Origin of the sequence: Amphibacillus sp. MSJ-3, assembly GCF_018919165.1 — a bacterium.
Classification (GTDB): Bacteria; Bacillota; Bacilli; order Bacillales; family Amphibacillaceae; genus Amphibacillus.
Genome location: NZ_JAHLQM010000040.1, coordinates 1 through 20,859 on the forward strand (window position 1 = coordinate 1; position 20,859 = coordinate 20,859).

Annotated in this window: 21 protein-coding genes and 1 pseudogene; 6 read left to right on the forward strand and 16 right to left on the reverse strand. The window is 35.4% G+C overall.

Annotated features, from left to right (window positions below):
- Positions 1-168: 168 nt before the first annotated feature.
- From coaD to KQI76_RS10400, 6 genes are all read right to left on the reverse strand, one after another.
- Entirely contained in the window at positions 169-654 is a 486-nt protein-coding gene (gene coaD, locus KQI76_RS10375; protein WP_216400244.1) for a pantetheine-phosphate adenylyltransferase, read from the reverse strand.
- On the reverse strand, positions 647-1,222 hold the full coding sequence (rsmD, locus tag KQI76_RS10380; RefSeq protein ID WP_371817675.1) for a 16S rRNA (guanine(966)-N(2))-methyltransferase RsmD: 576 nt from the start codon (positions 1,220-1,222) through the stop codon (positions 647-649). Before rsmD ends, coaD begins: the two co-directional genes overlap by 8 nt.
- Before the next feature lie 445 nt (positions 1,223-1,667).
- A complete protein-coding gene (locus KQI76_RS10385) occupies positions 1,668-1,946 on the reverse strand; it encodes a YlbG family protein (protein WP_216400246.1) in 279 nt (92 codons plus the stop codon).
- Between the two features lie 37 nt (positions 1,947-1,983).
- A complete protein-coding gene (locus KQI76_RS10390; protein WP_216400247.1) occupies positions 1,984-2,415 on the reverse strand; it encodes a YlbF/YmcA family competence regulator in 432 nt (143 codons plus the stop codon).
- A gap of 59 nt (positions 2,416-2,474) precedes the next feature.
- Positions 2,475-2,921, reverse strand: a complete 447-nt coding sequence (gene ylbD / locus KQI76_RS10395; RefSeq protein WP_216400248.1) for a YlbD family protein — start codon at positions 2,919-2,921, stop codon at positions 2,475-2,477.
- 251 nt (positions 2,922-3,172) lie between these two features.
- Positions 3,173-3,598: a CBS domain-containing protein gene (locus KQI76_RS10400; protein WP_253288909.1), complete on the reverse strand. Its 426-nt coding sequence runs from the start codon at positions 3,596-3,598 to the stop codon at positions 3,173-3,175.
- Positions 3,599-4,225: 627 nt separating this feature from the next.
- Between KQI76_RS10400 and ytvI the strand changes: the two genes are divergently transcribed.
- Positions 4,226-5,284 (forward strand): sporulation integral membrane protein YtvI, encoded by a 1,059-nt coding sequence (gene ytvI, locus KQI76_RS10405; RefSeq protein ID WP_216400250.1) that lies wholly within the window; start codon positions 4,226-4,228, stop codon positions 5,282-5,284.
- Positions 5,285-5,853: 569 nt separating this feature from the next.
- Here ytvI and KQI76_RS10410 read toward each other — a convergent pair.
- Positions 5,854-6,132 carry an Fpa/YlaN family protein gene (locus KQI76_RS10410; RefSeq protein WP_216400251.1) on the reverse strand — a complete coding sequence of 93 codons (279 nt, stop codon included), beginning with the start codon at positions 6,130-6,132 and terminating at the stop codon, positions 5,854-5,856.
- A gap of 662 nt (positions 6,133-6,794) precedes the next feature.
- Positions 6,795-7,049, reverse strand: coding sequence for a hypothetical protein (locus KQI76_RS10415; RefSeq protein ID WP_216400252.1), 255 nt, complete (start codon positions 7,047-7,049; stop codon positions 6,795-6,797).
- Positions 7,050-7,393: 344 nt separating this feature from the next.
- Between KQI76_RS10415 and KQI76_RS10420 the strand changes: the two genes are divergently transcribed.
- On the forward strand, positions 7,394-7,600 hold the full coding sequence (locus KQI76_RS10420) for a YlaI family protein (protein WP_216400253.1): 207 nt from the start codon (positions 7,394-7,396) through the stop codon (positions 7,598-7,600).
- A gap of 528 nt (positions 7,601-8,128) precedes the next feature.
- Positions 8,129-8,749 carry a YktB family protein gene (locus KQI76_RS10425; RefSeq protein ID WP_216400254.1) on the forward strand — a complete coding sequence of 207 codons (621 nt, stop codon included), beginning with the start codon at positions 8,129-8,131 and terminating at the stop codon, positions 8,747-8,749.
- A gap of 190 nt (positions 8,750-8,939) precedes the next feature.
- Here the strand turns inward: KQI76_RS10425 and KQI76_RS10430 are convergent, their stop codons facing one another.
- From KQI76_RS10430 to KQI76_RS10460, 7 genes are all read right to left on the reverse strand, one after another.
- Positions 8,940-9,215, reverse strand: coding sequence for a UPF0223 family protein (locus tag KQI76_RS10430; RefSeq protein ID WP_216400255.1), 276 nt, complete (start codon positions 9,213-9,215; stop codon positions 8,940-8,942).
- Positions 9,216-9,233: 18 nt separating this feature from the next.
- Positions 9,234-10,079: a polysaccharide deacetylase family protein gene (locus tag KQI76_RS10435; RefSeq protein ID WP_216400256.1), complete on the reverse strand. Its 846-nt coding sequence runs from the start codon at positions 10,077-10,079 to the stop codon at positions 9,234-9,236.
- 104 nt (positions 10,080-10,183) lie between these two features.
- The gene (gene lpdA / locus KQI76_RS10440; protein ID WP_216400257.1) at positions 10,184-11,590 is read right to left on the reverse strand and encodes a dihydrolipoyl dehydrogenase; all 1,407 of its coding nucleotides are present in this window, start codon (positions 11,588-11,590) and stop codon (positions 10,184-10,186) included.
- A gap of 6 nt (positions 11,591-11,596) precedes the next feature.
- The gene (locus KQI76_RS10445; protein WP_216400258.1) at positions 11,597-13,189 is read right to left on the reverse strand and encodes a dihydrolipoyllysine-residue acetyltransferase; all 1,593 of its coding nucleotides are present in this window, start codon (positions 13,187-13,189) and stop codon (positions 11,597-11,599) included.
- A 25-nt stretch (positions 13,190-13,214) separates the two neighbouring features.
- Entirely contained in the window at positions 13,215-14,192 is a 978-nt protein-coding gene (locus KQI76_RS10450) for an alpha-ketoacid dehydrogenase subunit beta (protein ID WP_216400259.1), read from the reverse strand.
- Between the two features lie 3 nt (positions 14,193-14,195).
- Complete coding sequence (gene pdhA, locus KQI76_RS10455; protein WP_216400260.1) at positions 14,196-15,278, reverse strand: pyruvate dehydrogenase (acetyl-transferring) E1 component subunit alpha; 1,083 nt, start codon at positions 15,276-15,278, stop codon at positions 14,196-14,198.
- A 575-nt stretch (positions 15,279-15,853) separates the two neighbouring features.
- A complete protein-coding gene (locus KQI76_RS10460; RefSeq protein ID WP_216400261.1) occupies positions 15,854-16,504 on the reverse strand; it encodes a YkyA family protein in 651 nt (216 codons plus the stop codon).
- 325 nt (positions 16,505-16,829) lie between these two features.
- Between KQI76_RS10460 and def the strand changes: the two genes are divergently transcribed.
- From def to rnjA, 3 genes are all read left to right on the forward strand, one after another.
- Positions 16,830-17,396: a peptide deformylase gene (gene def, locus KQI76_RS10465; RefSeq protein ID WP_216400262.1), complete on the forward strand. Its 567-nt coding sequence runs from the start codon at positions 16,830-16,832 to the stop codon at positions 17,394-17,396.
- A gap of 746 nt (positions 17,397-18,142) precedes the next feature.
- Positions 18,143-18,352 (forward strand): DNA-dependent RNA polymerase subunit epsilon, encoded by a 210-nt coding sequence (locus tag KQI76_RS10470; protein ID WP_216400263.1) that lies wholly within the window; start codon positions 18,143-18,145, stop codon positions 18,350-18,352.
- A 2-nt stretch (positions 18,353-18,354) separates the two neighbouring features.
- On the forward strand, positions 18,355-20,022 hold the full coding sequence (gene rnjA, locus KQI76_RS10475) for a ribonuclease J1 (protein WP_216400264.1): 1,668 nt from the start codon (positions 18,355-18,357) through the stop codon (positions 20,020-20,022).
- A 149-nt stretch (positions 20,023-20,171) separates the two neighbouring features.
- On the opposite strand, the pseudogene KQI76_RS12130 reads toward rnjA, so the two are convergent.
- A pseudogene (locus KQI76_RS12130) lies at positions 20,172-20,376 on the reverse strand (transposase); the annotation flags it as partial.
- Positions 20,377-20,859 lie beyond the last annotated feature (483 nt).

Here is a 20,859-nt window from a genome sequence, read left to right on the forward strand (position 1 = left end):
ACTTCCTTCAGTCACTACCTCACGATAGCCACCTTGTCTTTCGCTAACAGTTCCTACTGCCAAGCCTGTAGCGGACTTTCACCGCCTAGTATTTACCCATGCAGGGCGCACTAAAAAAAGGAAAGCTGAGTACCTTTTAGATACTCACTTTCCTTTAGTCTAAAATATTTATTGATTATTAAATTTTTCTTTAAGTGCTCGTTCGACAACTTCTGGAACAAGATCTGTCACGTTCGCATTAAATTTAGCAACTTCTTTTACGACACTTGAACTCAAAAATGAATACTTATTGTTTGCCATAATATAAAATGTTTCAATTTCTTCATAGAGCTTGCGGTTCATCGAGGTGATTTGCAATTCATATTCAAAGTCGCTGACTGCTCGTAACCCTCTTACTAAAGCATTTGCTTTCTTTTTTTTGGCATAATCCATTAATAAACCACCATGACTATCTACCGATACATTTTCCAGGTGCTTCGTGGCTTCTGTGATTAACTCCATTCGCTCTTCAATAGAAAATAAGGGAGACTTTGATTCATTATGAAAAACAGCAACAACAACATGATCAAAAACCTTTGCTGCTCTTTCAATAATATCAAGGTGTCCATATGTAATGGGATCAAAGCTACCCGGACAAATAGCTAATCTACTCATTGTCATCATCCTTTTTATAAAAAGTTATTGTTGTTGTACGGCCATACTTTTCAGTGCGTACTTGTTTAAATCCAGCAGCTGATATTGGCAAAACTAAATTGCTATCATGCTCACAAATAATCATACAGTCTTTATCCGCGATTTGCTGTGTGTCAATTTCTTCAAGTAATTGTTGATATAAGTCCTTTTTATATGGAGGATCAAGAAAAATATAATCAAACTGTAATCCGCGTTTTCCGAGTACTTTCAATGCTCTAAATGCATCATTCTGATAAACCTCAGCCCGATTAAGTAGCTTTAAATTCGTTAAGTTCTTCTTAATCATTCGAGTAGCTTGAGCTTGCTGATCAATAAAGACCACACGATTTATTCCTCTACTCATGGCTTCAATACCTAAACCACCACTTCCTGCAAAAAGATCCAAGCCATTTCCACCACTAAAATAAGGACCAATTATGTTAAAAAGGGATTCTTTTACTTTATCAGAAGTGGGCCTTGTTAAGTTATTTGATACTGTTTCAATTGAGCGCCCTTTAAACTCTCCGGCTATAACTCGCAAAATCCTCACCTCACCATGTAACCATCAAATTATCGTTTTCAGTCGTTCTTTATCTTATCATATAAAATATTGAAAAACCATGCCTGATTAATTTTTAAATCATTTGTAAAGTTGAATATTATTTATATAATATGGTCATACTTAGCTAATGAAGTGACGTTATTTATTAACAACACTTCAGGAAGACGGAATGAGCCTACGTTTCCCCATAGGCACTTTTCCGGTTTCTCCTCTCCCTTTGCTTTTTAGTTCAAGCTTTTGAACTAAAAAGAGCCTGCGGAACATAGTCTGCAGGCTTTTTTTATCATAGTCATCTATTAAGTAAAGGCCATAACCCACTGAAGGTTAGATAAACCGATCAGGTCTTTGCTGGCCATTATCTATCACGAACCACTCTTAAGCTTTATCGAATTTACGAAATATGAGCCCTACAGCCAATTAATCTGCACTAAATTTAAATCCCCATTTTATAATCATATTCCTTTGCTTCATCAATTTTCGCCCCATCAAATTCTTGTTTGACGAATGGTTTATATGATAAGTCTACCTTCGAGACAAACGGTAATCTTTCCAACTTTAATACTTTATCTTCTACCTGATCTTGATCAACATATATTAAGGCATAGCGTAATTTCCTGGATACTGAAATTAAATGACCATGGCGTTTGATTTGTTTAATATTCTTCATGTGCTGGAACCAGACAATCAGTCCCTGCCGTTTTGTTCTCATCATTTTCTCCCTCACCCCAACGCTCAACATGACAACTTATTTAAGCACTACAACCACAACTACCTCCATGACCACAACCGCTATCAGTGAATAGCGCACCTTCACGGGGCACCATGATTTGTTTACTGATGCTAAAAGCAATCTTTTCACTTATATCCTCTAACAATGTTTGTAATTCGCGCTCCGCTACTTTAAAAAGGGCAACGGGTTCAAGCATATCGATCTCCCGTTTCATCAATCGTGTTTCCTTTGTTATTTTACTGTAGTCTGGATGATAGCGACCGAATCGCTGTACTTCAGCATATTCTTCTTTTTTCCTTTCGAAAGCTTTTAATAGTGTCTGAACTTCTTGATTTTGTTTAAGTTCTTGTTTCTTCTCTATATAATGTAGCATTTGTTCTGAAGCTATAATCATTTCTGATAATTCATCTGTTAAATCTAAAATATCCATTAGTTCAATTGTTGCTATCATGATGACCACCTCCATTAAGTTAATTATAACAGTAATTAAATAAAAAAAAAGGCTAGCGATTAAAATAAGCGACGATTCATTCTAGACATGGGCGGCTGTGGTAACTGAGGCGGTTGCTGTAATTGCGGTGGATGTGGTGGTTGCGATGTTTGTTTTTGATGACCACGTATTTCTGAGAAATGTTCAAGCAAATTCTTTAATTCACTAATTGCAGAATCTGCTTGCTTGAGATGTTGATCAATTTGATCAAACTCAAATTTATTTACTAATCCTTTAAGCTGTTCGGTCCAACTCTTTTTATTATCTTTCTTTGTCTCCAAAGTTTCCTTATTATCATTTTCAGTAAATTGGTCCCAAAGTGAATCTGTTTCTCCATATTTTTGATAATGTTTAAAATAATAGTTAAGGTCATGTTTTCCTGACCTTGCTTCACGAATAATTTTAGGGTGCTTTTCCACAAATGCTTTAAACTTCTTAACATCTGGATGAAGCTTAACTTCACTCAAAGCCCGTTCACCTCCTATCCCCTTTCTAGTATAATCTATGTTAATTCAATATTTACGTCACCTCGTAGTCAATCGAATTAATTTCTTTATAACAAAGGGAATTTTCACTCAGCGGAGCTTCGTTCCTCCGCTGAGTGTTAGATGAACCAACCAAGTCTTTATTCCTGACAGGTGCCCTCACTTCCCATCCGCTAAATTTCCTAGCATGATTGAAATGTAGGACTTACAATCAGTTAATCTGCATAAATTATTTAATGAATATGATCTTGTTCTGAAATATCTTCAAGTGCTTCAGAAGCAATATGATTCGAATGCTGTTCAATCGCTAAGTCTTTTAAGGAAACAATCCCAATTATTTTTTTCCCTTTCAGGATAGGTAATCGTCTAATTTGATTTTGCCCCATTACTTCTCCCGCTTCTTTTACAGTCATATCCGCATTAGCTGTAATTAAATCTTCTGTCATACATTGTTCGACTTTTTCATCGGGCATTTTACCTTCTGCATATCCTCTTATTATTAAATCACGATCGGTAACAATACCTAGTAAATTGTGTTGATCGTCACAGATTGGTATCGCACCAACATCTTGCTCAGCCATTAGTTGTGAGACATTAACAATTGTATCATCCGGTCGACTACAAATTAGGTGTTCTGACATAATATCGCTTACCTTCATCACGGTTTATAACCTCCATTATCGTTATTTTTTAAGACTTATTTGTCTATAATAATTAGTATGAACAAAACGGTTTTATTTTATGTTTAAAATGAAGAACGATCATATGACTATTAATTAAGTTAAAAACATGGTATATTTCAATAAAAGCACTTTTTCAACAATAAGAGTAAAAGGGTCTAGATCTAAGGAATCAGTCAAAAGAATCACAAATACTAGCTATTCAGAGCATTCAATGACTGCTTTCTTATGACGAACAATTATCAATAAGAGAGCTAGCTAATGGTAGAAATACTATAACAAATTAGATTCTATCTAAGCACTATGAATAAGGACAGCGACGATTGCTTCGATAGAATGAATCTTTTAAATCCCGGGATGCTAAGATCATTGCTGAAGATTGTCCGTTTTTGATCGGTTATTTCCCTTGAATTTTCAAATAAGATCTAACGATAAAAAAACATAATACAGTGAGGCATTCTCCATTCCCCGATAATGGTTTGATAAACCTCTATTGAAGGTTAGCCCTCAATAATTATCTTTAGTTTTTTCTAAACTTTGAAGTATCGAACATACAGCTCATTTAAGCGGCTAGATTATTTTTAATAGCGAAAGTAGGGATTGCAGTTGACACGCACATTAAGTAAAAAACATTGGACCTTTATCGTTCTAACGATTATTATACTCATCTTCTTTTTCTTTATTCTACCTATTTCCATCCCTTTAGTTGTTGCCCTTATCACAGCATTAATGCTAAATCCATTAATTCTATTAATTGAGAAGCGTTTCAGGCTAGGACGGAAATTAAGTGTCATCATTATTTATTTACTTTTTATTATCATCCTAAGTTTACTTAGTTATTTCACTGTGACAAATGTGATCAAACAACTCGTTGTATTAGCAGAAAATATCCCAAACTACATCGTTCAAATCAACCGTTTATTAGTGGAATGGGGAGATGCATTAGAACGCTTTATGGCGGATTTACCGGCAGAGTTTGTTTATGAAGTAAACGCTGGAATTAGAAGTAGTGTAAATTCGGTAACAAATTTATTAAGAGATACCTTACAAGTAGGAAATATTGCAGCTGTCGTTTCTGCAATCCCTAATTACATTGTTAGTTTCTTAGTTTATTTAATTGCCCTCTTTTTATTTATGCTCGAACTACCGTCATTAATAAGTAAATTTTATCAGCTTTTTTCAGAGGCTAGTGCTGAGAAATTAAAATTTGTGATCGCTCGATTAAAATATGTGTTTTTTGGATTTATTAAAGGGCAATTTTTAGTCAGTCTAATTATATTCGCTGTTTCATTGATTGGTTTATTTATTATTATCCCAGAGTATGCCATTATTATGTCTCTCATTATCTGGATAATCGATTTGATCCCGATCATTGGTTCAATTATCATTCTTGCCCCTTGGTCGATCTACATGCTTTTAACAGGTGTAACATTTATGGGCATTCAATTAGCCGTTTTAGCATTAATATTATTAGCTATTCGACGAACAGTTGAACCAAAGGTTATGGGTGTACAGATGGGGCTTTCTCCTTTAGCAACATTGATATCAATGTATATCGGGTTAAAATTATTTGGCTTATTTGGATTTATCATTGGTCCAGTTGTATTGATTGTCTTTACCTCTGCTAAAGAAGTTGGAATCATTAATTTAAATATAAAAATATGATCAATTACCTTATGAATTTCACATATAAAAAAACGTCCCAAAGGCGGACGACATAGAGGTCCTTGAACCCATCGGGCCGTCAGTTGATCTCCCACTTACAATGCTCACCTTCCTTGGAATGCTTGAAGTGGGAGTCATAGTGACAGTTGCACGATAATAAATAAACACACTCCATTGCCCTATAAGAGGCATTGAAGTGTGTTTAGATATGTAACTTTTTATCAATGCTGACTGAAACAGAAATCAACGGACTCCTGCAGGAACAGACGTGTCCGAAGATCACTGTAGCGACTTGACAGAGAAGCTAAAAAAACTAAGATCGAGTCCAGGTTAAGCTTGTCGACTGTAGTTCAGGTCAGCGAAATCAAAGCGTAAAATTTGGTTGTTATTATTTACGCTAGTTATTTAAATATGAGTTGACTTAAATTTCGTCATCAATATCATTTGACAAGTAAGATGGGGGAAAATGGTGACTTCAATTTCCACCCATATCCTTCTCGTATATATTTTACTTTGATTTTCCTAAAAAAACTAAATTATCCTTACTGATTAAATAAAACTAAGCGTTTCTATGACTGCTGTGACTTTTCATGAATGAGATTAAGTTGTTTTTCTAAGTTATCTAGTAATGCCTTTCCCTCTTCTTCAGTAATTAACTCAAGTCTAACAGCAAAGTCTATCTCCCTCGATAAACCAAACATATGTGTATCTAAAACCTCTTCATATAAAGGGCATTGGGGCATTGTTAAATTATCCATTTGCACTTGAATAAGCTTCAGGATTTTATCAGCATCAGCCTTTAGAAGGGCATAGGCTTTATTCGCATGAGTTATTATGGCTTCTTGCATCAATTTTAAATCCCCTCCTTAATCATTCCTCTATTCATAGTAATGCTTAATTGGCAAAAATGCAAGTCAAATCAACGTACGACAAGATTTCTACCGATTTGCACCTTATAAAAAGGAATAAACACTTAGATTGTAGTTCTTACCATGGGTAATATTAACAATAGCTATTACCATTTTACTATGCTTATTTTTTTGAATAAGTTTGAATCCTTATAAAATAACTGATTTAACCTTCTAATAAGGTTAAACTAACAGATTCATCTTTCACCTTTATCCCAATCACAAGGTCAAGCTCCCAATGTTCGAATCGCTTTCGGCTTAACACACTAGGATCACACGTTTAAAACTTCTACCTATTACAACTAACCATCTACTTTTAATTAGTCAAAGTAAGATCCATCATCCGAAATTAATAACCAAAATAGTGATAGGAGAGAATTTATTTAGTTTTACCTTTTTCTGTGGCCATACTTCATTAGAATATGACCACAGATTAAGTTTCAAATGAACAAATCGGTCTTTACTGACTGTTGATCCCCTTTACCAGCCAATGGTTTCCCTTGTATTATTCAAGAAAGAATCATAGATTTAGATCATCCATGCTAGAGTATTGTAAAGCCGTTAGTTTTATTTGAAAGATCTTCAAGTGCGTGATCCATTGCTTATTGTTTTACACGATTATAAAAATCAACTCCATACTGCGAGCCTTCACTGATCATATTTGAATTTTCCGGTGCATCAATCAAGGGATCACCCGCTAGTTGAATTGGAAAATGATCATTATTACGTAATTGTATAAAGCGTCTTCTATCCTGTAGACTCTTTTGAATTTTTTTATGCACTTCATGACTCATTAGTATAAAACTAATAAATGATGTTGCAATTCCAATTAACAATAGAAAAAAACTTTTCTTCATGAAAACACCCCTAATCTCTTGTTATAAAAATTATCCCCTATTTTTAAATATTTCAAACAACCTATATGTTTAATCTTTTACTTGGGGGAATATTCTCATCCTATTTACTAGCAAAAAAGAAAAGACACCTTATCATAAAATAGATACTTACCAGAGCAAATACATTTAGAAGGAGGCCATCTCACGGAAGGTATTATAACAAGAATATATCCGATATTAAAAAAGACTATTAACTTAATTTACTTTGAATAACAGACACATACCATACAATTTTTCAAATTTCAATTCTAACTCAAATGTGTTAGACTATTAATTATACAGGTTAGTTATTTGAGGTGAGTAAAATGGATGTTAAGTGTCCAATATGTGATGAAGTTAGTCAAATTGACGATGACTCACCGTTAGCAAAATGCCTTCGTAATCGTCGTAAGCATTTATATTTATGCCCAACATGCGATGAACGGATCGGCAAAAAAACAAGAAAAAGACAAGCTACCGGTAAGTTTCATTTATATGAAGAAAAGAAAGAAGTCGATCCATATATTCAATAATGGAACGGCTTTTTTATTCTATAATAAATAATTTTTGCTCAAAGTCTTTCTCCTTAAGGAATGTAAAAGCCATAATCTAGTGAATAGATGATGGTAAATTCCACAAGGATCGATGCCGCATCTATTGAAAATGTTCACCTAGAGTAGAAATCACTAGTGCGACCCTGAGATAAGATATGAATTTTCCATTTACCTTATTAATTATGAAATACTTCATTTTTTTAATCATAAGTTTTCAAGGATAGACTGACACATACCTTTAATGCACCTTATGAATACTTTTTCGTTGAATATGTTAAAATAAAAAGTGAATCTTGTTTTAAATCACTTTTATTTTTCCCAGCCAAGATCAAGTAGAACTTTGATAGTGCCAATCGCCGAAATAAATCTATCCATCAGTAATCTTTATTTGATGGATAATTGGAGCTATGCTAGCCATTATACTTGCTCTTCGTGTTAAGCTTTTCAAATTATTTCTGCATAGATCTTACAAGCAATTATTGCAATATAAAAGAAAGGAATGATTGAATGTCACTACCAGGATTTACAAATAATGATTTTGATATTTTTCAAATTGAGGGTTTGCCAAATAGAATGGCAGCAATTCAGGAACATCTTCAACCAAAGTTTAAAACAATCGGAATAGAATTAACGGATTATTTAGCTGGAAAATTAGGAAATGAAATGTATTTACACATTGCTAAGCATGCACGTCGAACGGTCAATCCGCCTAAAGATACTTGGTTAGCAATCGCCGATAATAAACGTGGCTATAAAAAGCATCCGCACTTTCAAGTTGGTCTATTTGACGATCGTTTATTTATTTGGCTTGCCTTTATTTATGAGTTACCTGACAAAAAGAAGATTGCACAAGAATTTTTAGATCAAGTTGATATTTTTGACCAACTAAATGATGACTTTATCATTTCATTCGATCACATGAAAAAAGATGCAATTTCGGTTAATGACCTAACAAGCAAAAATATTCAGCGATTTAGAGATGTTAAAAAGGCCGAATTGTTAATTGGAAAATACCTATTTAAAGAAGAAGCAGTTCAGTTATCAGGCGACGATCTTGTTAAGCTGATCAAGGAATCTTATGATCAACTCCTCCCACTTTACCAACTTGGTAAAGGTGCTATTTCTTAGATAATAGTAAAAAGGACTAGGAATATTCGTTCGTTTTTTTACCATTCATTCAATTATCAAAATAGCTGGCGAAAGCTTACTTAATTTCGCCAGCTATTCTTCATCATAAATTAACTGCTTGTCAAAGAGGTTCTGGTAAATCTGGTGATGGGTCATTGAATAACGATTCAGCACTTATAGTGACACATATTTATAGCTCATTCATTTTTAACCTATCACTGTCCTCCTTGCGGGCTTTTTGAATCGTCCGGTATAGTGAACAACCTGATACCCGCTCAAATTCCTTATCAATTGTCTTTTCTTCACTTTTACTTGGTACGATCTTTTTAAAAGCACGATATTGATTCAGTAATTCTGTTCTTGATATAAATCCCTGATAGGCTTTTTCAATTAGTACTAGAAATTCGACAACTACAATTGTTTCTTCCGTTGACCAGCTTGGATCAATGGGATAATGATAACTCATCGTCTTTATAACCTCCTATCATCGATCCGAAACATCAATTAAACTCGGATCAACGAGCTCATAACCTTGTTCGCGAAGACCTTCAACAATTTTAGTCAATGCTTCTGCCGTCCAAGCTCGATCATGCATTAATAAATTAGCACCTTCAGTTAAATATTCTGTATTAATCATAATATCTGCTAATGCCTCTGGTTCCATATACTCAGATTCCCAGTCATATCCATATGTCCAGTTCATTAATACCATGCCTTCTTGTGCTGCTATTTCCTTGGAATAATCAGTATTTACACCAAAGGGAGCTCTGAAAAACTTAGGTCGTTCCCCTGTTATTTCTTCGATAAGATCATTTAATTCAACAATTTCTGCTTCTTGTTCTTGTTCAGATATTTCACTGAGATTGGCATGATTATAGGTATGGTTACCAATAATAAAACCAAGTTCGTGAATTTCCTTTAACAGATCTTGTTTTTCTTCGCTTTGAATAAAATGGCCATTAACAAAGAAAATTGCTGGAGCTTCTAGTTCCTTCAATGTATATGCCATTTCTAACGCATATTCATCTGGCGCATCGTCAATTGTTAATAAAGCGACTTTACTGTCTGCTTTTTCATCTAGTGGCTCAATAACCCAGTTACTTTGATTTACCTGATATAGTGGCTCTTTATCCTTATCATCAATCTCACTGTCTTCACTTGAGTCCACTTCAGTTGAGTCGTTTATTTCCTCACGATCATCTTCATCAGCTATCGTCTCTTCATTTTCCACTGTCGGAGCATGATTATTTGACTGATCTGGACGATCTTGACAACCTAATAAGAATAACATTAAGGATAAACTTATCATGATTAACTTTCTATGTTTCATCTGCTACACTCCCTAGTTGTTTAATTCTAATGATTAGTATAAACGTTTTATAATAAAAAAACATCAGTAATTCTTCTTAAAGAACTACTGATGCTTTAGTCTAACTACATAATATGAATTGGTCGATCAAGGGCTACTTCAGAAGCTTCCATAACAATTTCACCTAATGTTGGGTGAGCATGAATAGTTAGCGCTAAGTCTTCTGCAGACATTCCAGCTTCAATAGCTAAACCAATTTCAGAGATAATATCACTTGCATTAGTACCCGCAACTTGACCTCCTAAAAGGAGACCGTCTTCCTTACGAGTGACCAAACGAACAAATCCATCTGTACTTCCTAATGAAAGCGCACGTCCATTTGCACCAAATGGGAATTTAGACGCTTTAACATCAAATCCTGCCTCTTTAGCTTGTTTTTCAGTAAAACCAACTGCAGCAAGTTCTGGATCAGCAAAAACAACAGCTGGTATCGAATGATAGTCTATTTCTGATTTTTCGCCACCAATAACTTCGGCTGCTACTTTACCTTCATAAGAGGCTTTGTGAGCAAGTGGTGGTCCTGCTACAATATCACCAATAGCAAAGATGTTATCTACACTTGTTCGACATTGTTTATCAATCTTCACTAAACCTCTGTCATCTAATTCTACACCAATTTCTTCTAAGCCAAATTCAGAAGTATTTGGATAGCGTCCTACTGTAACCAATACATAATCTGCCTCAATTGTTTCTTCTTTACCGTTTGCTTCATATGTTACCTTAACGCCATCTTTTGTCACTTCAGAGCTTTTTGCCAAAGCATTTGTAACGATCTTGACATTTTTCTTTTTCAAATGACGTTTGACAATTGATGTCATATCTTTTTCAAAGCCACCTAATATATCGTCTGTTCCCTCTAAAATCGTAATTTCAGTTCCAAAGTCGGCATAGGCTGCACCTAACTCTGTACCAATATAACCTCCACCAATCACGATCATTTTCTTAGGAAGTTCTTTTAGTGCCAAAGCACCTGTTGAATCAAGAATACGTTCAGAATATTTAAAGGCTGGAATTTCAATTGGTGTTGAACCTGTTGCTACAATACAATTCTTGAATGTATAAGTTTGGGAACTCTTCTCATCCATCACACGTACCGTATTTTTATCAACAAAGTAAACTTCACCTTTTACGATATCAACTTTATTACCTTTTAATAAACCCTCAACACCTGAAGTAAGTTTATTAACAATACCCGCTTTCCACTTTTGTACCTTAGAGAAATCAACTGTTACATTTTCAACAGTGATCCCCATTTCATTTGAATTCTTAGTATCACTATAATGATTACCTGCTTCAATTAATGCTTTTGAAGGGATACAACCAACATTTAAACAAACCCCTCCTAAGTCACCCTTATCAACAATAGTTACTTTTTGACCGGTTTGGGCGGCACGGATGGCGGCTACATAGCCACCAGGTCCTGCCCCAACTACTAATGTATCTAATTCAATTGGAAAATCTCCTACTACCATATTCGATTACGCCTCCATCATAATTAATTGTGGATCGTTTAATAAACGTTTCACTTGATTTAAAGCATATTGAGCAGTTGCACCATCAACAATTCGATGATCAAAACTTAGTGAAAGTGCTAATACAGGTGCTGCTACAATTTCGCCATCTTTAACAATTGGTTTTTCTGCAATCCGACCAATACCTAGGATCGCTACTTCTGGGTGATTAATAATCGGCGTAAACCATTGGCCACCAGCTGATCCGATATTTGATATTGTGCTTGATGCTCCTGACATTTCTTCAGGTGAAAGTTTAAAGTCATTCGCTTTTTTAGCGAGTTCGTTGATCTCTTTAGAAATTTCAAAAATTGATTTCTTATCTGCATCTTTTACAACAGGCACAAGTAAACCTTTGTCTGTATCAGCGGCAATACCAATATTATAATAATGCTTATAAATAATTTCATCTGTTTCATCATCAATTGATGCATTAATAATTGGGTATTTTTTCAGAGCAGACACAAGCGCCTTAACAACATATGGCAAATAAGTTAATTTGATATCTTGTTCTGCAGCAATTGGTTTGAATTTCTTTCGGTGAGCAACTAATTCAGACACATCAACTTCATCATGTAAGACGACATGAGGTGCTGTATGTTTTGAGTTAACCATTGCTTTAGCAATTGCCTTTCGAACGGTAGACATTTTCTCTCTAGTTTCTGGTAGATCACTAGTTGCCGTATAAGTTGTTGCTTTAGGTGCTTCAGATTTTGTTTGCGGAGCTGATTTTTCTGTTTTAGCAGAAGAATCTTCTACCACACTTTGGCCACCATTCATATAAGCTTCGACATCTTCTTTTAATATTCGACCATTTTTGCCCGAACCTTGAACTTCGGCAATTTTAACGTCGTGATCCCGTGCAAATTTACGTACAGATGGCATAGCGATTACTCGCTTGTTAAGATCAAGCTCAGATGAAGTCTCAACTTTTCCAACTGATTTATTAACTACCTTATCTTCTTGAGCAGGAGCTGATTCTTCTTCAGATTCATATCCTTCTACATAAATAGAAATAAGTGTTTCACCAACAGTTGCCACATCACCTTCATTAAAATGAACTTCTTTAACTGTCCCTTCAACCGGTGATGGAATTTCTACAACTGATTTATCATTTTGAATTTCACATAGAACGTCGTCTTCTTTTATTTCATCATCTGCTTTAACAAACCATTTAACGACTTCACCTTCATGGATACCTTCTCCAATATCAGGTAATTTAAAAGCAAATACACCTTTTCCACTATTAGAACTTTGTGTTTGTTCTGATTGTTCCTCTTTATCACCTTGATCTGAAGCGTTGTTACTTTCTTCTTCATAGCCTTCAGCATCAATTGAAATTATTGTTTCACCAACAGTCGCAACATCACCTTCATTAAAGTGAACTTCTTTTACCGTTCCTTCTACTGGTGACGGTATTTCTACAACTGATTTATCATTTTGGATTTCACATAATACGTCATCTTCTTGGATTTTATCGCCAGCTTTGACAAACCATTTGACGATTTCACCTTCATGGATGCCTTCTCCAATATCAGGCAGTTTAAATTCAAATGCCATTATCGCTAACCTCCCTGGTTCCTAATTAATAATTAATTACCTCGTTTACTTTTTCAACAATATCATTATGGTTTGGTAACCACACTTGTTCTGCCGCAGTAAATGCAAATACAGTATCTGGTGCCGTTACACGCAAGACAGGAGCTTCTAAATGTAAAATCGCACGCTCTTGAATCTCAGCAATTATTTGTGAAGCTATACCTGCTTGACGTTGTGCTTCTTGAACAACAACGACACGATTTGTTTTCTTAACAGATTCGACAATCGTATCAATATCTAGTGGTGCAATTGTGCGTAGGTCAATGACTTCAGCATTTATACCTTTCTCTGCTAATTCTTCAGCTGCTTTCAATGAAGCTTGCACCATAGCACCGTAAGCGATCAAGGTAACATCGCTACCTTCACGTTTAACTTTAGCCTTTCCTAATTCAACAGTATATTCTCCTTCAGGAACTTCTTCCCGGAAAGAACGGTAAAGTTTCATATGTTCAAGGAAAACAACTGGATCATTATCTCTAATTGAAGCAATTAATAAACCTTTAGCATCATAAGGATTAGATGGAATAACAACTTTTAAACCAGGTTGTTGTGCCATTAGACCTTCAAGTGAATCAGCATGCATCTCAGGTGTTGCTACTCCTCCACCAAATGGTGAGCGAATTGTTACCGGAGCATTCATTGTGTTTCCTGAACGATAACGTAAACGGGCCATTTGACCACTGATTGAGTCCATAACCTCATAAACAAAACCAAAAAATTGGATTTCAGGAACTGGTCGGAATCCTTGAGTACTTAATCCGAACGCTAGACCTCCAATACCAGATTCAGCTAATGGTGTATCAAAAACTCTTTCTTCACCAAATTCATCTTGTAAACCTTCTGTTGCACGGAAAACACCACCGTTTTTCCCAACGTCTTCTCCAAAAACTAATACATTTTCATCATTTTTCAATTCTGTACGCAATGCGTCAGTAATCGCTTGAATCATTGTCATTTGAGCCATGATTTACTTCGACTCCTTTGCTTTATATTCTTCCATTTGTTCTTGTAGGTTAGCAGGAAGTGTTTCATACATATTGCCAATTAAATCTGTAACTTTTTGTTTTGGTGTGTTGTCAGCTTCTTTAATAGCAGATTTAATTTCTTCTTTTGCTTTTTCAATGACTTTATTTTCTTCTTCCTCTGACCAAATTCCTTTATCTTCTAAGTATTTACGGAAACGAACAAGTGGATCTTTCTTTTCCCATTCGTTATCTAAATCTTCAGTTCGATAACGGGTAGGATCGTCACCAGCCATAGTATGTGGACCATAACGGTAAGTTAATGTTTCAATCAATGTTGGACCTTCACCATTTATTGCACGTTCACGTGCTTCTTTTGTTGCAGCATAAACAGCCAATACGTCCATACCATCTACTTGAATGCCCTCAATACCTGCAGCAACTGCTTTTTGTGCTAGCGTATCAGCAGCTGTTTGTTTTTCTACAGGTGTAGAAATTGCAAAGCGGTTATTCTGAACAACAAAGATTGCTGGTGCATTAAAGGCACCTGCAAAGTTAATTCCTTCATAGAAATCACCTTGTGAAGTTCCACCATCTCCGGTGTAAGTAATTGCTACAGCTTTCTGACCTCGTTTTTTAAATCCGAGCGCCACACCAGCTGCCTGAACGTACTGTGCACCAATAATAATTTGTGGACTTAGTGCGTTAACACCCTCTGGCATTTGATTTCCTACAAAGTGGCCTCTTGAGAATAAGAAAGCCTTATAAAGTGGTAATCCATGCCATATTAATTGTGGAACATCTCTGTATCCAGGTAAAATAAAGTCTTCTTTCTCCAAAGCGTATTGAGAACCTAGTTGTGAAGCCTCTTGCCCAGCTGTTGGCGCATAAAAGCCTAACCGTCCTTGACGATTTAACGCGATTGAACGTTGGTCCAAAATTCTCGTGTACACCATTCTTGTCATTAATTCTTTCAATTCATCATCTGAAAGTTCCGGCATCGCTTCTTTATTTACGACTTTTCCTTCTTCATCCAGAATTTGAAACGTCTTGAATTGCTCTGCAATTACTTCTTTATTACGTTTCAAAAGACTCACCTACCCTTTCCTTCATTACTCATTTTATTTTCATTTTATTAAATCAAAATTGATTTAATATTGTAAAATTACACTTATCATTACAATACCCTTTCATATCTCATTTTAATCTTTTTTTAAGAAAAACTAAACTGTTATACTGAAACAGCATGAAATGATTAGTACAATTTATTTTCTAATCATAGTTTAGCTCATTATGATTCCGTGGTCAATCACTTTGCTCAAACAACTTGTAATTTTATTATACCTTTTAGTTTAAAAAGATTAAGATTGTGATCTGTTTCACTATTAATAATAAAACTGTATCATTTTTATACTTAACTGTGTATCATCATTTACCTTTTTATACATAATTCCCTTTCTGGGTTAACTAGTTTTGAATATCAATGATCCTTTTTTTACTGACTATTGATCTCAATCCATCATCCGCTGGTATCATTTTTATGACTGAAGTGGGGAGCCTACAGTTAGTTAATCCGCAATAATATGAATGATTTACAAAAAAATAAAAATGGCCTGAATCATCAGACCATTTGATTAGAAAATAGGTATCCTACTTCATTATTTTATTCATATGTAACATTTAAATCGGATTGTTCATAGAATTCCCTTTTCTTCTGATTAAATGCATCAGTAGCTTCATTAAAATCAAGATTTGTATCGATTATTTTTTCATACTGGGCATTTACCTTTTCAATCTGTTCTGTAAATTCAGGTTCTTCTAAATCCTCTTTCATTAATAACTGATATAACTCAACGTCCAAGTCTAAGGAAGCATCATATACATCATGTAAAGCTAAAAAACTATTGTATCTTTCTTCCATTAGTTCGACCACTTCAAGTGCAGTTGTTTGTAATGCTTCATCCTCTAGCTCTTCAATTAATGGGCTCACTTGATCAAATTCTTCTTTTGAAGCCTCAATACTAGCCAATTCTGTTTGAATATGGTCTCTTCTTGTTTCAATGGACTCGATTGCTTTTTCAGCTAATTCATTTATTTTTTCAAATTCATCAATACTTAAGTCACTAATTTCCTGATATAAAGCCTGTTCTTCTTGTTCTAATTCACTTAAAGGTTGTTGCTGTGCAACAAAGTCATCTTCCAACTTTACAGATTCCTCCATATGTTGGTGGATTTTTTCTTGTGTAGACTCACCCGAACATGCGCCTAACATTAAAACACTAAATAATATGATAACAATCGATTTAAACCGCACTTTCTTGCCTCCATTCATTTATCTCTCTTCAAAGTGACGACATACATTTAAAAAAACAACGCATTCGCTCTTCTATTTAGGAAAATGCTTAAGCTCAATTCACACTTTGTTATGATAGGTGAAATTTTATCTATATTGAGATTATAAAATCAGTATAACATAATTGAAAGATTAACTTGAAGCCTTAACTAAAAAAATTTTCTAAAAAACAGGAGCTCTTTGATTATGCCCTTTTTACTTTAATATGTTAAACTAATTTACAGTAAATAGACGTCATACTATTCTCAGAATGAATAACTGATCTAAAAGAAGGAGTGCAGGAATTTTGATTACGATGAAAGATATTGTTCTTGAGGGACATCCCGTTTTAGAACAAGTGGCAGAGGAAGTAACTCTACCACCAAGTAAAGAAAATAAGGATATATTAGCAGAAATGTTACAGTTTCTTAAATATAGCCAAGATAGTGAAATGGCTGATAAATATAAATTACGTGCAGGTGTAGGCATTGCTGCACCACAATTAGGGATTTCTAAACGAATGTTTGCTGTCCACTTTGAAGATTTAGACGGCAAAACATACAGCGATGGCTATTTCAATCCGAAAATTATTAGCCACTCAGTAGAGCAAACCTTCCTTTCTGGTGGTGAAGGATGCTTATCTGTTGAGAGAGAAGTACCTGGATATGTTCCGCGTTACGCTCGTGTAACTATATCTGCAACAAACCTAGCTGGTAAACAAGTAAAATTACGTTTGCGTGGCTATGCAGCAGTTGTATTTCAACATGAGCTTGACCATCTGAATGGTGTTATGTTCTACAACCATATTAACAAACAGGATCCTTTTTTTATTCCTGAAAATGCTAAGCCTTGCGATATCTTAGAAGACAAATAATGTTTTAAACAAGAAGTGTATATCTTTATGGGATTAGGTGAAAAATATATTTCAAACGAATCCATTTCGTCATAACTATATTTAATAACAATTATGAACGATTTGGCATTAGCGAAACAAGTGATTGGAATGGTGAAAGGTGCTTTTCAAACTAAAGTATCGTTTTCTTCTAATGATATATTGTTGACATCACCTTACTTACCCAGCGGAAAAGACTGTCTTTAAAGCTCCGTTTAGAGAAAGCTTCAAAAAATAGTAAGGCTAAAACCATCACCTCTGTGGTAACCATTTCCAGCAGACGAACAATCGCCGTTTCTGTCCCAGTTTAAATGGCTAACTAACATCATACAACCCAAGGTCGAACATCTGGAAAACATCCACCTAGGGTGATCACGGGTGCTTTTTTCTAATTTGACAGTTCGCAGACTATCCTCAATTAGACCATTAAGATATTCATTTAATATGTCGAGTTACTGAAATTTTAAATCTTTCTGTTTCCAAACTCGCGAATTCATACTATACTATAAATAAGAGGATCGGATCGGAATGATATTAGCTTTTTGAAAGGGGCTGTTGAAATCATGTTAAAACGGCTAAAAGAAAAGCTTCGGAAAAAACTAAATAAATTATTACGACAGGACCGTGTCACGAACGCATAACACCAACCAGGATTATTCCTGCCAGGACATTTAAGAATTTTTTTTGCTATGTTATATGTTAAAGGAAAGATATAAAGGAGAGATTAAATGATTTATAAAATACTTTATCAGGAACACGAAAACGAGGTACCTGTTAGAGAAAACACAAAAACAATTTATTACCAAGCAGACAGCGAACACCAAGTTAGGCAAGCTTTAAAAAATCGGAAAATTAACATCGAATATATTCAACCATTAGATGATGAACATCTTGCCTATGAAAAACAGTCTGAATATTTTATTGTGGAGAATAACTGAAAATGAAGTTTGTTAAGAATGACCAGACTGCAGTATTCGCTATTGGAGGATTAGGTGAAATCGGAAAGAACACTTATTGTGTTCAATTTCAAGATGAAATTATCTTAATCGATGCGGGAATCAAGTTTCCAGAAGATGAACTTCTAGGAATAGATTACGTCATCCCTGATTACACTTATCTTATCCAAAATCAAGATAAAATCAAAGGGCTATTTATTACCCATGGACACGAGGATCATATTGGTGGGATCCCGTATCTACTAAGAGAAATAAATGTTCCAATATATGCTGGTAAATTAGCTCTTGGTTTAATTAAAAACAAGTTAGAAGAGCACGGTTTATTACGAAATGCTAAATTACACACTTATCGTGAAGACGATGTGATTAAATTTAGAAAAACATCTGTTACATTTTTTAGAACTACACATAGCATCCCTGATTCTTACGGTGTTGTTGTTAAAACACCTCCAGGAAATATTGTTCATACTGGCGATTTTAAATTTGACTTTACTCCTGTTGGGGAGCCTGCAAATTTAGCCAAAATGGCCGAAATCGGAAATGAAGGTGTACTTTGTATGCTTTCAGATAGTACAAATAGTGAAGTGCCTGGATTTACAATGTCCGAACGCGTAGTTGGTGAAAATATTGATGATATTTTCAACCGAGTTAATGGGCGATTAATTTTTGCTACATTTGCCTCCAATATTCATCGATTGCAACAAATGGTAGAGAGTGCCGTAAAACATAATCGAAAAGTTGCTGTTTTTGGACGTAGTATGGAGGGAGCAATCTCAATCGGTCGAGAGTTAGGCTATATTACTGCACCAGACGATACCTTTGTTGATGCCCATCAAATTAATCGTTTGCCGGCGAATGAAGTGACTATTCTTTGTACGGGCTCTCAAGGTGAACCGATGGCTGCTCTATCAAGAATAGCTAATGGTACACACAGACAAATTCAGATTATTCCTGACGATACGGTTGTATTTTCATCATCTCCTATACCGGGTAACAATGTAAGTGTGAGTCGCATAATTGACATGTTATCACGTGCCGGAGCAGAAGTTATTCATGGTCCTCTAAACAATATTCATACTTCTGGGCATGGTAGCCAAGAAGAACAAAAATTAATGCTACGTTTAATACGTCCGAAATTCTTCATGCCGATCCATGGAGAACATCGCATGTTAAGAGAGCACACTAAACTTGCCGAAGCTTGTGGGATTGATCCTGAGAACAGTTTTATTATGGATAATGGCGATGTCCTTGCTCTGAGCAAAGACCGTGCACAAGTAGCAGGGAAAATTCCATCCGGGACTGTTTATGTTGACGGTAGCGGAATTGGTGATATCGGTAATATTGTTTTGCGTGATCGTCGAATCTTATCTGAAGAAGGTCTTGTTATTGTTGTAGTCAGCATTAACATGAAAGAATTTAAAATCGCTTCAGGTCCAGACATTATCTCGCGTGGTTTCGTTTATATGCGTGAATCTGAAGATTTAATAAATGAGGCTCAAAAGCTAGTCTCTAAACACATTAATAAAGTAATGGAGCGTAAGACTACACAATGGTCAGAAATTAAGAATGAGATCACTGACACCATTGCACCATTCTTATTTGAAAAAACAAAACGCCGACCAATGGTATTACCAATTATTATGGAAGTATAATATAAGAAAATGTTTTTTAATCACTAAACAAGGCTGGGACATAACTAGTCTCACTGAGTAAAAAATGGTTCTATTTACGGTTTTTTCGTAAATAGAACCATTTTCATTTTTGTAGTGGTTTGAATGCTTTGGAGTCTTAGAGTTATTAACCGTGAAACTCCTTAAGTTCACAGCCAATAACGCAAATCCTAGTTCATTATGTACTTTGGATTTACCTCTTAAAGATAAACGAGTGAAACCCAAATTAGCCTTCAAAAACCCAAAGAACGGCTCAACATCTATTTTACCCTAACCGTAAGTTTCGCCAGTCTTTTCTTCTGAAAGCTTTCTTCTCATATCTTCTTTTTGTGTTTCTTCTTACGATCCATTATCAGGAGCTCCCAGCCAGTGATTGGAACGGCGGGTGGCGACTACAGTGGGAACAGCGAACGGTCTTCGATGGGACGAGTAACCGCAAGTCTCTTTGGTGGGGCGAGTAACCGCAGCCCCAGTCCCAGCCCCATTCCCAGTCCCACGAGTCCGAAAATCCTTATTGCGACACGGTAGTTGAGCAATAAGGAATGTTAGACTAAAACCGCCACGTCCTGTGGCAACGTCTAACTAACCCACATCCTGTGCACCCGAGGCCGTGCCCGCGGAAAGCATCCACCCAAAGTGTAAATCATGGAGTGACACCACAAAAACATTTAAGAGGTGATGATTCTATTTAAATGATGATAATCAAAACCACCAGTGTGAACTGGTGGTTTGCTCTGCGGCTGAAAGCCTATGTTACCGGCCTCGGCCTAAAAGGCCCACTGAATGGGTTTCCCTTTTGCACCACACTTACTCACTGAT